This window comes from Knoellia flava TL1 (assembly GCF_000768675.1).
GTDB lineage: Bacteria > Actinomycetota > Actinomycetes > Actinomycetales > Dermatophilaceae > Knoellia > Knoellia flava.
In genome coordinates, this window is record NZ_AVPI01000056.1 from 37,489 (window position 1) to 50,507 (window position 13,019).

The 13,019-nt window shown below is 70.2% G+C and carries 13 protein-coding genes; 6 read left to right on the top strand and 7 right to left on the bottom strand.

The features are described from left to right. The first annotated feature begins 4 nt into the window (after window positions 1-4). Entirely contained in the window at window positions 5-1,006 is a 1,002-nt protein-coding gene (locus tag N798_RS14235) for a PorA family protein (RefSeq protein WP_035949603.1), read from the top strand. Between the two features lie 88 nt (window positions 1,007-1,094). Here the strand turns inward: N798_RS14235 and N798_RS14240 are convergent, their stop codons facing one another. After that, window positions 1,095-1,901 (bottom strand): class I SAM-dependent methyltransferase, encoded by an 807-nt coding sequence (locus N798_RS14240; RefSeq protein ID WP_035949605.1) that lies wholly within the window; start codon window positions 1,899-1,901, stop codon window positions 1,095-1,097. Window positions 1,902-2,046: 145 nt separating this feature from the next. On the opposite strand from N798_RS14240, the gene rpsA reads away from it, so the two are divergent. From rpsA to N798_RS14270, 5 genes are all read left to right on the top strand, one after another. Beyond that, window positions 2,047-3,543: a 30S ribosomal protein S1 gene (gene rpsA, locus N798_RS14245; protein WP_035949606.1), complete on the top strand. Its 1,497-nt coding sequence runs from the start codon at window positions 2,047-2,049 to the stop codon at window positions 3,541-3,543. Window positions 3,544-3,755: 212 nt separating this feature from the next. Next, window positions 3,756-4,517, top strand: coding sequence for a hypothetical protein (locus tag N798_RS18200; RefSeq protein ID WP_156971753.1), 762 nt, complete (start codon window positions 3,756-3,758; stop codon window positions 4,515-4,517). After that, window positions 4,517-5,029 (top strand): SigE family RNA polymerase sigma factor, encoded by a 513-nt coding sequence (locus N798_RS14260; RefSeq protein WP_035949613.1) that lies wholly within the window; start codon window positions 4,517-4,519, stop codon window positions 5,027-5,029. The genes N798_RS18200 and N798_RS14260 overlap by 1 nt, the downstream gene beginning before the upstream one ends. Further along, window positions 5,026-5,949: a hypothetical protein gene (locus tag N798_RS17550; protein WP_052117379.1), complete on the top strand. Its 924-nt coding sequence runs from the start codon at window positions 5,026-5,028 to the stop codon at window positions 5,947-5,949. Before N798_RS14260 ends, N798_RS17550 begins: the two co-directional genes overlap by 4 nt. A 39-nt stretch (window positions 5,950-5,988) precedes the next feature. Then, window positions 5,989-6,456, top strand: coding sequence for a PPOX class F420-dependent oxidoreductase (locus N798_RS14270; protein WP_035949615.1), 468 nt, complete (start codon window positions 5,989-5,991; stop codon window positions 6,454-6,456). Here N798_RS14270 and N798_RS14275 read toward each other — a convergent pair. From N798_RS14275 to N798_RS14300, 6 genes are all read right to left on the bottom strand, one after another. Continuing rightward, on the bottom strand, window positions 6,453-7,325 hold the full coding sequence (locus tag N798_RS14275; RefSeq protein ID WP_052117380.1) for an inositol monophosphatase family protein: 873 nt from the start codon (window positions 7,323-7,325) through the stop codon (window positions 6,453-6,455). The two genes, N798_RS14270 and N798_RS14275, sit on opposite strands and share 4 nt — an antisense overlap. After that, window positions 7,322-8,485 carry an ABC transporter ATP-binding protein gene (locus N798_RS14280; RefSeq protein ID WP_052117381.1) on the bottom strand — a complete coding sequence of 388 codons (1,164 nt, stop codon included), beginning with the start codon at window positions 8,483-8,485 and terminating at the stop codon, window positions 7,322-7,324. The genes N798_RS14275 and N798_RS14280 overlap by 4 nt, the downstream gene beginning before the upstream one ends. A 20-nt stretch (window positions 8,486-8,505) precedes the next feature. Further along, a complete protein-coding gene (locus tag N798_RS14285; protein ID WP_052117382.1) occupies window positions 8,506-10,251 on the bottom strand; it encodes an ABC transporter permease in 1,746 nt (581 codons plus the stop codon). A gap of 10 nt (window positions 10,252-10,261) precedes the next feature. Beyond that, a complete protein-coding gene (locus tag N798_RS14290) occupies window positions 10,262-11,353 on the bottom strand; it encodes an ABC transporter substrate-binding protein (RefSeq protein ID WP_035949617.1) in 1,092 nt (363 codons plus the stop codon). 131 nt (window positions 11,354-11,484) lie between these two features. Then, a complete protein-coding gene (locus N798_RS14295) occupies window positions 11,485-12,195 on the bottom strand; it encodes a response regulator transcription factor (protein WP_035949620.1) in 711 nt (236 codons plus the stop codon). Further along, window positions 12,192-13,010, bottom strand: a complete 819-nt coding sequence (locus N798_RS14300; protein ID WP_035949623.1) for a sensor histidine kinase — start codon at window positions 13,008-13,010, stop codon at window positions 12,192-12,194. The genes N798_RS14295 and N798_RS14300 overlap by 4 nt, the downstream gene beginning before the upstream one ends. Window positions 13,011-13,019 lie beyond the last annotated feature (9 nt).

Genomic DNA, 13,019 nt, shown 5'->3' on the forward strand with positions numbered 1-13,019 from the left:
ACTGATGCGCAGAATCATCGGTCTGGTGCTGATGGGCCTTGCCGGCTTCCTCCTCACCACGGCGCTGCTGGCGCTGGTCTACGTGCCCGGCCAGGTGAAGAAGACCCCGCTCGACACGGACTCCTACACGCGTCTCACGGGTCAGGCCTCCGCGCTGCCCTCCGGTGAGGGCGCGCCGGTCAAGGCCCTGAGCCACACGGTCGCCGACGGCGCCAAGTCCGACGGCGACGTCGTCGTCTTCGACACCTTCACCTGCCTCATCACCAACGAGGACGGGAACTCGCCCGACTGCGTCGACGACACCGACCCGGACAAGCGCCTCGTCACCGCCTCGACCGACCGCTTCGCGACGGACCGCAAGACCGGTCTGTCAGTGAACGACGAGAAGTACATCGGCGACGCCACGCCGCACGAAGGCCTCGTCAACAAGTTCCCGTTCGGGGTGGAGAAGAAGACCTACCCGTTCTGGGACGGCCTGCTCAAGCGCGCCGTCGAGGCGAACTTCGAGGGCGAGGAGAAGGTCAACGGCTGGAACACCTACAAGTTCGTCGTCGACGTCGTCGACGAGCCGGCCGAGATCTCCAACGGCATCCAGGGCACCTACTCGTCGCTCAAGACGATGTGGATCGACCCGCGCACCGGCGCCATCCAGAAGCAGACCGAGCAGCAGAAGCGCGTCCTCGAGAGCGGCACGACGGTCCTCGACCTCGACTTCGGCTTCACCGAGGAGACCATCAAGGCCAACATCGAGGACGCCAAGGCCAACGACAGCAAGCTCGGCCTCGTCGAGAAGCTCCCGCTCATCGCGGGCATCCTCGGCCTCATCGCCGCCGCCGTCGGGTTCTTCCTCTGGAACGGCGCCCGCGGCGCCGAAGGTGGCGACCTGCGCACCCGCCGTGACGGCGACGGCGGCACTCCCGCCTACGCCGGTCGCGACGATCTCGATGTCTTCGGCGACCAGGGCGACGACGCCGAGACCCGGCGCCGCGTCGACCTGCGCAAGTAGGCGGACGCCGAGGTCGCAGACCCGGACGACGCACGCTGGAGGCCCCGCGGACCGAGACGGTCCGCGGGGCCTCCCGCACCGTGCGGGGTCAGGCGGGGCGGCGGCAGACGAAGATCGCCGTGCCCGGCAGGACCGCGCCGCGGGTCGGCGACCAGCCGCCCCACGTCTCCGTGTTGTCTGCCGGCCACTCGGGCTCGACGACGTCCTCGAGCACCATCCCCGCGGCGACCACCTCGCGGACCCTGTCGCCCATCGTCCGGTGGTGCTCGACGTAGGTCGCGCGCCCCGACCCGTCGGACTCGACGTAGGGCGTCCGGTCGAAGTAGCTGAGCCGCGCGACGAGCCCCGCCTGCGTGGGGTCGTCGGGGAAGGCCCACCGGACCGGGTGCGTTGTCGAGAAGACGAACCGCCCGCCGGGGCGCAGGACCCGTGCCACCTCGGCCATGACGGCCGCGCTGTCCGCGACGAACGGCACGACCCCGTATGCCGTGAAGACCGTGTCGAAGACCGCGTCACCGAAGGGGAGGGCGAGGGCGTCGCACTGCAGCAGCGGGGGAGCGACGCCGGTGCGGGCGCTCACCTCCGCGCCCACCCGGAGCATGCCGATCGACAGGTCGGTGGCGACGACGGAGACGTCGGACGTGCGCCGCAGCCACCGCGCCCCCTGACCGGCTCCGGCCCCGATCTCGAGGATCCGCTGGCCGGGCCCGGCGCCGAGCAGCCGGAGGTCCTCCTCGGTCCAGCCCTCGGGACCCCAGACGAGGTCGTCGTCGCCGAGGAAGGCGCCGTGCTCGGCGTAGTAGTCGGTCGCCTCGCCGTCCCACCAGGCCCGGTTGGCTGCCTGCGTCTCGCCGGTCCCGGCGGTGCGCCGCCCGACGTCCTCGCTCACCGGCATACCCCGCTTTGACCGTGCACAGACAGGGTCGGTAGGCTGGACGAGCATTCGTGTGCGTTCTCGCATGCCCTCCGGGGCCCGAAGGCGCGACGAATACCCAGTTCCACCCCATCGAATCCACTGTCCACATCGGAGTTCCTACTACATGACTGCCAGCACGGTCGACAAGACCGCCCCTCAGATCGCCATCAACGACATCGGCTCTGAGGAAGACCTTCTCGCCGCCATCGACGCGACGATCAAGCACTTCAACGACGGCGACATCGTCGAAGGCCGCATCGTCAAGGTCGACCGCGACGAGGTTCTGCTCGACATCGGCTACAAGACCGAGGGCGTCATCCCCTCGCGTGAGCTGTCCATCAAGCACGACATCGACCCCAACGAGGTCGTCGCCGTCGGCGACGAGGTCGAGGCCCTCGTCCTCCAGAAGGAGGACAAGGAAGGCCGCCTGATCCTCTCCAAGAAGCGGGCTCAGTACGAGCGCGCCTGGGGCACGATCGAGAAGGTCAAGGAGGAGGACGGCGTCGTCACCGGCACCGTCATCGAGGTCGTCAAGGGTGGTCTCATCCTCGACATCGGCCTGCGTGGCTTCCTTCCCGCGTCCCTCGTCGAGATGCGCCGCGTCCGCGACCTCCAGCCCTACGTCGGCAAGGAGATCGAGGCCAAGATCATCGAGCTCGACAAGAACCGCAACAACGTGGTCCTGTCGCGCCGTGCGTGGCTCGAGCAGACGCAGTCCGAGGTGCGCACGACGTTCCTCAAGGAGCTCCAGAAGGGCCAGGTCCGCTCGGGCGTCGTGTCCTCCATCGTCAACTTCGGTGCGTTCGTGGACCTCGGCGGCGTCGACGGTCTCGTCCACGTCTCGGAGCTGTCCTGGAAGCACATCGACCACCCGTCCGAGGTCGTCGAGGTCGGCGACGAGGTCACCGTCGAGGTGCTCGACGTCGACATGGACCGCGAGCGTGTCTCCCTGTCGCTCAAGGCGACGCAGGAGGACCCGTGGCAGCACTTCGCCCGGACCCACGCCATCGGCCAGGTCGTCCCCGGCAAGGTCACCAAGCTCGTCCCGTTCGGTGCGTTCGTGCGCGTCGAGGACGGCATCGAGGGCCTCGTCCACATCTCCGAGCTGGCCGAGCGCCACGTGGAGCTGCCGGAGCAGGTCGTCACCGTCGGCGCCGACATCTTCGTCAAGGTCATCGACATCGACCTCGAGCGTCGCCGCATCTCGCTCTCGCTCAAGCAGGCCAACGAGGACGGCGCCGGGCTCACCGAGTTCGACCCGACCCTCTACGGCATGGCTGCCGAGTACGACGAGCAGGGCAACTACAAGTACCCCGAGGGCTTCGACGCCGAGACCAACGAGTGGCTCGAGGGCTACGAGAAGCAGCGTGAGACCTGGGAGAAGCAGTACGCCGAGGCCCACGCCCGCTGGGAGGCCCACCGCACGCAGGTCGAGGAGGCCGCCAAGGCCGACGCCGAGGCCGCCGCGGGTGGCGACACCGCCACCTCCTACAGCAGCGACTCCTCCTCGTCGTCCTCCGACGACGAGGGCGACGCCCGCCCGGCCGCTCCGGCCAACGAGGGCACCCTCGCCTCCGACGAGGCCCTCGCCGCGCTGCGCGAGAAGCTCACCGGCAACTGAGCCGACCGGCATACGCGCGTATGCCGTGACGCAACGTTCGAAGGCCCGGTTCCCCCTCGCGGGGAGCCGGGCCTTCGGCCTGTCTGCGGCGCGGCGAAGAGGTTCTCGGCGACACTCAACCGATCCGGGGCCCTTCTCGTAGGGATGGGTGTCAGCGGGACACGACGGAGGGGAAGCACATCATGGGGACAGCAGGAACGCGACTGCGACGGATGACGGTGACGACGGTCCTGGCCGTCGCGGCGCTCTCGACGACGGCATGCAGCGGTGCGGGGTCGACTGACCTCTCGGCCACGCCGGACAGCGGCGCCTCGGCCTCGCCGGCGGCTGCTTCGACCACGTCCACGGCTGCCGGGGGCACGACCGGGCGCACCACCGTGGCGTCCCCCGCCGCGACGGCGGCCCCGACCGCCACGGCGCCACCCGCTCCGTCCGCGGTGAGGCTGCTCCATGACGGGGCTCCGCCCGAGCCGGGGATCGAGGAGAACACCCCGTGGCGGCCGACCGCGGTGAGGGTGACCGTGTGCTGGCAGGACGTGCCACTGACCGGTGCCCAGGAGCACCGGGCGGTGACGGCACTGGTCGACATGGAGCGCTGGTCCGAGGGCCTGGTGGTGTTCGCGACCGCCGAGCAGGCGGTGCGGTTCGTCGAGGTGGCCCGGATCTCGGTGACCGAGTGCGCCGCGGGTGACGGCTCACCGTGGCAGGGGCGCCAGCAGCGCCTCGATGGCGCGTGGGGCGAGGGTGTCGCGATCTCGTACGGCTCCGCACCAGCACCGTCCCAGTCGCCGAGCGCGCCCATGGGGGAGACCACGGTCGTCCTGGCCCGCGTCGGTCGGGCAGTCACCTACGCGCAGCGCGGGAGCCACGGCATTCTCGGCGAGACGGTGAACGCCCGCGGCGTCGCCGAGCTTCGGCCGGCGCTCGACCACGTCGCTCCGCAGCTGTGCCGCTACACCCGGGCCGGTTGCTGATGGCCCGGTCGCTCGATGCGGACGCCGAGTTCACGGCCTTCGTCGAGGGGGCGCAGCCACGGCTGTCGCGAGTGGCGGTGCTGCTCACGGGCAACCGGAGCAGCGCCGAGGACCTCGTGCAGGAGGCGCTCATCAGGACGTACGTCAACTGGGGGAAGGTGAGGCCGGAGGGCGCGTACTCGTACACGCGCCGGATCCTCGTCAACCTCAACACCGACCGGTGGCGCCGACGCCACCTCGAGGCCGTCCCGGGTGACCTGGCCGACGACAGGGCGAGTGCGTCCGCGGCGCGGGCCTACGCCACCGTCGACCACCGTGACGACATCGTCTTCGAGCTCGCCGGTCTGACCGCGAGGGAGCGGTCGATCGTCGTCATGCGCTACTACCTCGACCTGACCGAGCGCCAGGTCGCCGACGAGCTGGACATCTCCGTCGGCACCGTGAAGTCCACGTGTTCCCGGGCGCTCGCGCGCCTCGGGTCGCAGCGCGTGGGAGAAGGAAGGTTGTCATGAGCCCCATCAGCGAGGACGAGCTCCGGGCCCGCCTGCGGAGCGTCGAGCCGTCGCCGGCCGCGCCCGGGCTGGCCGACCACATCATTGGGCAGGGCAGGTCTCGGCAGCTGCGCCGTCGCTGGCTGACCGCGCTCGCCACCGCCGCGGCTGTCGCCGTCATCGGCGTCGGGGTCGTGGCGGTCGGGGACCAGCTCGGTCCGGACGACGCCCTCCCGGCGTCGCCCAGCCCGACGCCGACGAGCGCGCAGCCCACCCCGACGGTGGCCCCGACTGGCACGCCCACTGTGACGACGACGGTGTCACCGGACCCGTCGTCGACAGCCTCATCCACGTCGGGTCCCACCAGTGCGAGCGCCGAGCCCACGTCCACGCCCTCCCGGACGTCTGCGCCGGCTCCCGTGCGGCTGCTCCACGACGGTCGTGCAGGCTGGAGTCCCGGCGAGCTCGAGATCTCGCTGTGCGTCGGCGATGCGAGGGTCTTCCCCGCGCCGCGGGGGACGACCGAGATGAGGGTCATCAGGGCCGACTTCGTGGCGGGCGCCAACATGAGCGAAGGTCTCGTCGTCTTCTCGTCGTCCGCGGAGGCCGTGGCCTACTTGGCAGATGTGCGCCGGATCGCTCGTGGGTGCACCGACGAGTCCTCGGGCGACACCAAGGTTGTCGTCGACCGCGTCGACGGTCCCTGGGGTGAGGGTCTGTCGATCGCTTCGGCCCCACGCCAGTCCTACGACGGCACGCCTCGCTGGACCGGGCTGGGTGTGACGGTGTTCGCCCGGGTCGGCGCGGGCGTGACCTTCGGGCAGTACGCCAGCAAGGCGGAGCTCACGGACGAGGCGGTGGCCTCGGACATCGCACAGCTCCGACCCGCGCTGGAGCACGTCGCCCCCCAGCTCTGCCGCTATACCCAGGCCGGCTGCTGAGGCCCGCACGCGGGTCGGGCAGCGTGCCAGAGTGGACGCATGGCACGCACCATCGCGACGAACGACCGGGTCGACCTCGACGAGCTGCTCGACTTCGTCCGGTCTCGGCACCACATGGTGCTCATGACGACCCGACGGGACGGACGGCCGCAGGCGTCGCCGGTCACCGGGGGAGTCGACGAGCAGGGACGGATCGTCATCTCGACCTACCCCGAGCGCGCCAAGACCGCCAACGCCCGCCGCGACCCGCGGGTGACCGTCCTCGTGCTCTCCGACGACTTCGGTGGCGCCTGGGTGCAGGTCGACGGGGACTGCGAGGTTCTCGACATGCCGGAGGCGGTCGACGCCCTCGTCGACTACTACCGCTGCATCTCCGGGGAGCACCCCGACTGGGACGAGTACAGGCAGGCGATGCGCGAGCAGGGCAAGTCGCTGCTCCGAGTCACTCCGACCCGCTGGGGTCCGGTGGCGACCGGCGGCTTCCCCGCGCGGCTGGCGGACTCCTAGGACGTGCGCGAGGCCGCGGTCCTCGCCGATGCCTGAGCCCGCGTCAACCGCGTGACCGTCGCGGCGAGCGTCGGGTGCTCGACGTCCGAGGCCGTTGCCCAGTAGGCGCGTCGCAGCCACGACGTGCGCGGGTCCTCGTCGACGACTCCGTCGTCGCAGCCGAGGTAGCGACCACCGCCGAGCCGCACCATGAGCGCGCCCGCTGCGACGTCCCACGAGTTGGTGTGGAGGTCGAAGGTCGCGTCGGCGCGGCCGGTGGCGACGTGGGCCAGGCCGAGCGCGCCACTGCCGAGCGTGCGCACGGCGCCGTAGGCGCGAACGAGGCGGCCGCTCTCGACGAGAGCGTCGTCGCCGTTCGCCTCGAGGTCGACGCCGCGGGGGAACGTGCCGATGACGAGGCTGTCGAGCTCCCGGTCGAGTCGTCGGGGACCGGCGGGGGTGCCGTTGACGGTCACCCCGGTGAGGTCCGCGGCATACACCTCCCCGAGGGCGGGGGCGGCGACGACGCCGGCGACGACCTCCCCGTCGACGGCCGCGCCGATCGAGACGCACCAGTGGGCGAGTCCGTGGCTGAAGTTCACCGTGCCGTCGATCGGGTCGACGTGCCACGTGACGCGGCCGGCCCCGCTGCGGCCCCCCTCCTCGCCGACGAACGCGCTGCCCGGCTCGGCGGCGAGCAGCCCATTCCGCAGGATCCGCTCCGACGCGAGGTCGTGCTCGGTGACGAGGTCGTGCGGACCGCCCTTGTGCTCGACCGCCATCGGCTTCCGGAAGGCGGACATGAGGTATGCCGTCGCCTCGGCCGCGACGTGTTCCGCCACCTCGCGGAGGCGGATCGACTCGTCGGTGCCCACCAGGCCGGATGTCACTGCGTCTCGCCACCGACCGGCATGAGCCAGGCGCGCCCCTCCTCGAAGCCGACGTCGAGGAAGTCGCCGGCACCGAAGGTCTCGTGCGCGTGCGGGTCGGCGACCGAGACGACGAGGTTGCCCGCCTCGGTCTCGATGTCGTACTCGATCGACTCGCCGTAGAACATCGACGACAGCACCCGGCCGACGGAGCCGCCGACCGAGCGGGAGTCGGTGGGGGAGAGGCGCACCGACTCCGGACGGACGAGCAGGGTCACCGGCTCGTCGACGTCGACCCCGGGGTGCTTGGGCACGGTCCACCGCTTGCCCAGCACGCCGACCTCTGCGCGGCCGTCCTCGACGGCGTGCACGTCGACATCGAGGAAGTTGGCGCGACCGATGAAGTCGGCGACGAAGACCGTCGCCGGATGCCGGTAGATCTCCTGAGGCGTGTCGACCTGTTCGATGACGCCGACGTTCATGACGACGATGCGGTCCGACATCGTCATCGCCTCGTCCTGGTCGTGGGTGACGAAGACCGCGGTGATCCCCAGGCGGCGCTGCAGCCGGCGGATCTCTCCCCGCATCTGCACCCGCAGCTTGGCATCGAGGTTCGACAGCGGCTCGTCGAAGAGCAGCACCTTGGGCCGCATGACGAGGGCACGGGCGAGGGCCACGCGCTGCTGCTGGCCACCCGACATCTGGTGCGGTGCCCGGTCGCGGTAGGGCCCGAGGTTCATCGACGTCAGGGCGGTCTCGACCTCCTCGGCGACGCGCGCAGACGGCATCTTCTTGAGCTTGAGGCCGTAGGCCACGTTGTCGAAGACGGTGAGGTGCGGGAAGAGGGCGTAGGACTGGAAGACCATCGCCATCGGCCGCTTGTTGGGGGCGACCTTGTTGAGCAGCTCGTCGTCGAGGCGGATCTCGCCCGCAGTGGGCGTCTCGAACCCGGCGATCATCCGTAGGGTTGTCGTCTTGCCGCACCCCGACGGGCCGAGCAGGGTGATGAACTCGCCGGGCTCGATGTCGAGGTCGACGTCGCGCACCGCCGGGGTGGCGTTCTTGTCCTCGCCGTAGACCTTGCGCAGGCCGCGCAGGCTGACGCGTCCGGGGGTGGATGTCGCCAGGCTGTCCGGCGCGGTCCCGAGGCTGTCGTCGGCAAGGGTGGTGTCGTGTGTCATGGCACTCTCCGAGGTGGCGGTCATCGGCGTTGGATGCCGCGGATCGAGGGGTGGAGCATCGCGAGGTTGAGCAGCCCGATGAAGCCGAGCACGATGACGATGAGGATCGCGCAGTAGGCGAACGCGTTGCCGAAGCGACCGGCGTCGACCTCGGCGAGGATCTGGCTCGTCATGATCTTGGTCTGCGGCGTCGTGATGAAGACGATCGGTGAGAGGGTCGTCATCGACCGGGCGAAGGCATAGGTGAGGCCCGACAGGAGAGCGGGCCGGATGAGCGGCAGCGTGACCTTGCGGAACGTCGTGAAGCTGCTCGCGCCCAGGCTGGTCGACGCCTCGTCGATGGCCGGGTTGATCTGCTGGAGCGCGGAGATGCCGGCGCGCTGTCCCGAGGGCAGGGAGCGCGCGACGAAGACCATGACGATCGCCATGGCGCCGCCGAGGATCGCGGACCCGCCGGCCACCGCGGGGAACCACTGCCTTCCGGCGAAGATCGTCGGGGTGTTGAAGGCGATGGCATAGCCGATGCCGATGACGGTGCCCGGAACCGAGAGCCCGAGCATGCCGACGAAGTCCATGAGACCCGACGTGCGCTTGAGCTTGCTCACGACGAGCCAGGCGATGAGCATGCCGAGAAGACCGGCGATGGGGGTCGCGATGAGCGCGAGGATCGTCGTCGTGAACATCGCGTCCGAGCCGATGCCGGCGAGGACGAACCGGTAGTGAGCGAGCGTGAAGTCGTTGTTGACACCGAAGATCTTGACGAACCCACCGAAGATGACCGTCGCATACATGAGGACGACGAGCCCGGCAACGAGCACGGCGAGCGACAGGATCGGCACGCGCAGCGCCGGTGCAGTGATGAGCTCCGGTGTGCCCGAAGGCTTCCCGGTCACCGTGACGACGTTCTTGCGACTCACCCAGTAGCGCTGGACGAGGAAGACGCTGAGCGCCGGGACGAGGAGGACGAGCGAGTATGCCGCGCCGCCGGCGACGTTGTACTCACCCGTCACCGCCAGGTAGGCCCGCGAGGCGAGGACGGTGTAGTCGCCGCCGAGCACGAGCGGGTTGGCGAGGTCGGCGATCGACTCGACGAAGAGCAGGAGGAACGAGCCCGCGATACCGGGCACGAGCATGGGCAGCGTCACCGACGTGAAGATCTTGAGCTTGCTCGCGCCGAGGTTGGCCGCGGCCTCGTCGAGGCTGGGGTCGAGGCTCTCGAGCATCCCCTTGAGGTTCATGTAGGCCACGGGGAAGAACGACAGGGTGAGGACGAAGACGAGGCCCTTGAGCCCGTAGATGTCGATCTCGAGCCCGAAGAGCTTGTTGCTCACGATCCCGTTGCGCCCGAACATGGTGATCGCGGCCGTGGCGACGGCGAACGGCGGCGAGACGATCGGCATGAGCGAGATGAGGTGCAGGACCTTCTTGCCCCGGAACTTCAGCCGCACCTGGGCGTAGGCCATGACGAACCCGACGAACGTGCCGAGGAGGGCCACGACGACGCCGAGCTGGACGGTGTTCCACAGGATCCGTCGGTTGACCGGGTTGGTGAGCATCGAGCTGACGATCTCCCACCCCTCCGGGGAGAACGCCACCGTGAGGATGCGCAGCAGGGGGAGCCCGACGATGACGAAGAGGAGGACCGAGACCACCGTCACGAGGGTGACGAGGGTGAGGTCCCGCCCGGAGCGGCGGCGGCGGGGTCGGGGCGGGCTCGCGCCCACCCCGACCGGGTCCGCGGCCGCGGGCAGCAGCGTGGCGGTCATGGTGAGGCCGTCACTCCTTGGGAGCGGGCGCGACCTCGGCGTCGAACTTCGCGGTGAGGGCCTTCTTCTTCTCACCGGCAGCGACCGAGTCGTACTCGACGAGGGTGATCTCGTCGAGCTTGACCATGTCCTCGGTGATCTTGGCGTCGGGGTTGGTCGGGATCTGGAAGCTGCCGACCGTCGGGCCGATGTCCTGGTGCTCGGCCGTGAGGGTCCAGTCGATGAACTTCTTCGCGTTCTCGGCGTTGGGGCCGCCCTTGACCATCGACACGGCACCGATCTCGTAGCCGGTGCCCTCGCTCGGGAAGGTGACCTCGAGCATGTCGAAGCCCTCCTTCTGGTACTTCACGCAGTCGTGGCTGAAGATCACGCCAACGGCGACCTCGCCGCGGCCGGCCATCTGGCCCGGAGCGGATCCGCTCTTGGAGTACTGCAGGACGTTCTGGTGGAGCTTGCCGAGGTAGTCGAAGGTCTTGGCCTCGTCCATGCCGTTGAGCACCATCTGCGTCCACACGGCGGTGTAGGACGTGCCCGACGTCGACGGGTGGGCGATGGCGACCTGCTTCTTGAGCTTGGGGTCGAGCAGCTCCTGCCACGACTTCGGAGCGCTGGCACCGGTCTTGGCGAGCTGGTCCTTGTTGGAGCAGAAGCCGAGGACGCCGACGTAGGTGCCGGTCCACTTGCCGTCCGCGTCCTTGTACTTCGCCGGGATCTTCTCGGCGTTCGGGCTCTTGTAGGCCTCGATGAGGCCGGCGTTGAAGGCCGCGACGTGTCCGTCGGACGGTCCGCCGTAGAGGACGTCGAACTCGGGCTTGCTCTTCGCGGCGTCGAGTCGGGCGACGCCCTCGCCCGAGCTCATGCGGACGAACGAGGTCTTGATGCCGGACGCCTTGGTGAAGGCCGCGGCCATCGCCTGGCACTGCTCCTCCTGCGGCGTGCACGCGACGACGACCTCGCCGGTGCCCTTGATCGACCCGGAGTCGGAGCTGCTGCTGCTCGACGGGTCGGAGCTCGAGGGCTCCTCGACGGCGCACGCGGCGAGGAGCGCGGTCAGCCCCAGGGGGAGCGCCAGGAAAGCGGCGGAGGTGCGGGAACGGGACATGGCGTTGACTCCTTTGTCAATGGCCGGCCGTGACGCCACGGCCTGCTGCGCGCCGACACTAGGCCGACCGACCTGCGCCGACGGTCACGACACGGGTCCCGAACGGTCACCATCCTGTGACCGAAGACCCGTCAGCCGTCGTCCGACCCCGGTCCGGCGGAGTAGCGGTAGCCGACCCCGCGCACGCTCGTGATGCACCCGCGCGCCGCCGGGTCGACGGCCTCGAGCTTGAGGCGCAGGCGGTAGACCGCCGTCTTGAGCAGCTCTCGACCCCCGAGCGGCTGGGCGTCGCCCCACCCGAGGAGCAGCAGCTGGCGGAAGGGCAGGTCCTCGTCGGGATGGGTGACGAGCGCGGCCAGCAGGCGGTACTCGTGCGGGGTGAGGTCGGCCCGCTTCCCCCTGACGTATGCCGTCGCGCTGCGCAGGTCGAGCGTCACCGGACCGGACTGGGCGACGGCCCCCTCCCGCAGGGGAGACCTCCGCACGAGGCCGGCGGCCCGCAGCGCGAGCTCACGCGGGTGGAACGGCTTGGTGACGTAGTCGGAGGCGCCCGCCTCGAGCCCGGCGATGCGCTGCGACGTCTCGCCGAGGGCGGTGAGGAGAATGACAGGCACCGCCTTCGTCGACGTGATCCGGCGGCACAGCTCGATGCCCGACATGCCGGGCAGCATGACGTCGAGGACGACGAGGTCGACCTGCTGCTCGGAGACGATGCTCCACGCAGTCTCGGCCGTCCCGGCCGTGACCGTCTCGAAGTCCTGGGTCTCGAGGGCGAAGGTGATGATGTCACGCATCGCCGGCTCGTCCTCGACGACGAGGGCCCGCCACACCGGCGCGCTCACGGGCGCCCCTTGTGCTCGCCGGCGGGGAAGGCGACGAGCATCGTCGTCCCGTGCTGGGCGATCGTGTCGACGAGGATCCGGCCCCCGTGGAGCTCCGCGATGTGCGCGGAGATGTAGAGCCCCAGACCCGTCCCCTCACCGATGGGGGCGCTGCTCGAGAACCGGGCGAAGAGCCGCGAGCGCTCCTCCTCGCTCATGCCGCGGCCCTCGTCGCTGATGGCGAGGATGACGTTGCCGTCGGCGGTGTGGCCCCGCACGACGACGGCGTTGTCGACGCGGTCGTCGTGGCGCAGCGCGTTGGCGACGAGGTTGCTCACGAGCTGCTGGATGAGCTGCGGGTCGAGGTGGACCCGGGTCGGGGGGCCGGGGGCGTCGAGGGCGATGGCGCGGTGGCTGTGCACCTGCCGCAGCTCGCGCACGACCGAGCGCAGGTAGGCCCGCAGCTCCACCTGGCGCAGGTGGACCTCGAAGAGCCCGGCCTCGATCCGGGCGTGGGTGAGCATGTCCTCGGCGAGCTCGATGACGTGGTCGGCGCTGCCCGAGATCGTGTCGACGAACTTCGCCTGGGTCGTCGTCAGGGGACCCGGCGTCTGCTCCGCCAAGAGGTCCGCGGACCCCTTGATGAGCGCCAGCGGGGTGCGCACCTCGTGGCTCAGCACCGACACCTGGTCCGCACGCCGCAGGGCCACGCCCTGCAGCCGCGCGATCTCGTGACCGCTGCGCCGCAGCGCCGCCCGCAGCCGCACGACCCACCACGCGAGCGCGAGCGCCACGAGCCCCGTCACGACGAGACCCGCCCCGAGGGCCGAGATCATGAGGGCGAC

Bases quoted from the DNA above. Each gene is read 5' to 3' on its own strand.
- N798_RS14260 (WP_035949613.1), top strand. From the start codon at position 4,517: ATGGCCCGGTCGCTCGATGCGGACGCCGAGTTCACGGCCTTCGTCGAG.
- N798_RS14240 (WP_035949605.1), bottom strand. From the start codon at position 1,901: ATGCCGGTGAGCGAGGACGTCGGGCGGCGCACCGCCGGGACCGGCGAG.
- N798_RS14280 (WP_052117381.1), bottom strand. From the start codon at position 8,485: ATGACACACGACACCACCCTTGCCGACGACAGCCTCGGGACCGCGCCG.
- N798_RS14290 (WP_035949617.1), bottom strand. From the start codon at position 11,353: ATGTCCCGTTCCCGCACCTCCGCCGCTTTCCTGGCGCTCCCCCTGGGG.
- N798_RS17550 (WP_052117379.1), top strand. From the start codon at position 5,026: ATGAGCCCCATCAGCGAGGACGAGCTCCGGGCCCGCCTGCGGAGCGTC.
- N798_RS14270 (WP_035949615.1), top strand. From the start codon at position 5,989: ATGGCACGCACCATCGCGACGAACGACCGGGTCGACCTCGACGAGCTG.
- N798_RS14300 (WP_035949623.1), bottom strand. From the start codon at position 13,010: ATGATCTCGGCCCTCGGGGCGGGTCTCGTCGTGACGGGGCTCGTGGCG.
- N798_RS14235 (WP_035949603.1), top strand. From the start codon at position 5: ATGCGCAGAATCATCGGTCTGGTGCTGATGGGCCTTGCCGGCTTCCTC.
- N798_RS14285 (WP_052117382.1), bottom strand. From the start codon at position 10,251: ATGACCGCCACGCTGCTGCCCGCGGCCGCGGACCCGGTCGGGGTGGGC.
- N798_RS18200 (WP_156971753.1), top strand. From the start codon at position 3,756: ATGACGGTGACGACGGTCCTGGCCGTCGCGGCGCTCTCGACGACGGCA.
- rpsA (WP_035949606.1), top strand. From the start codon at position 2,047: ATGACTGCCAGCACGGTCGACAAGACCGCCCCTCAGATCGCCATCAAC.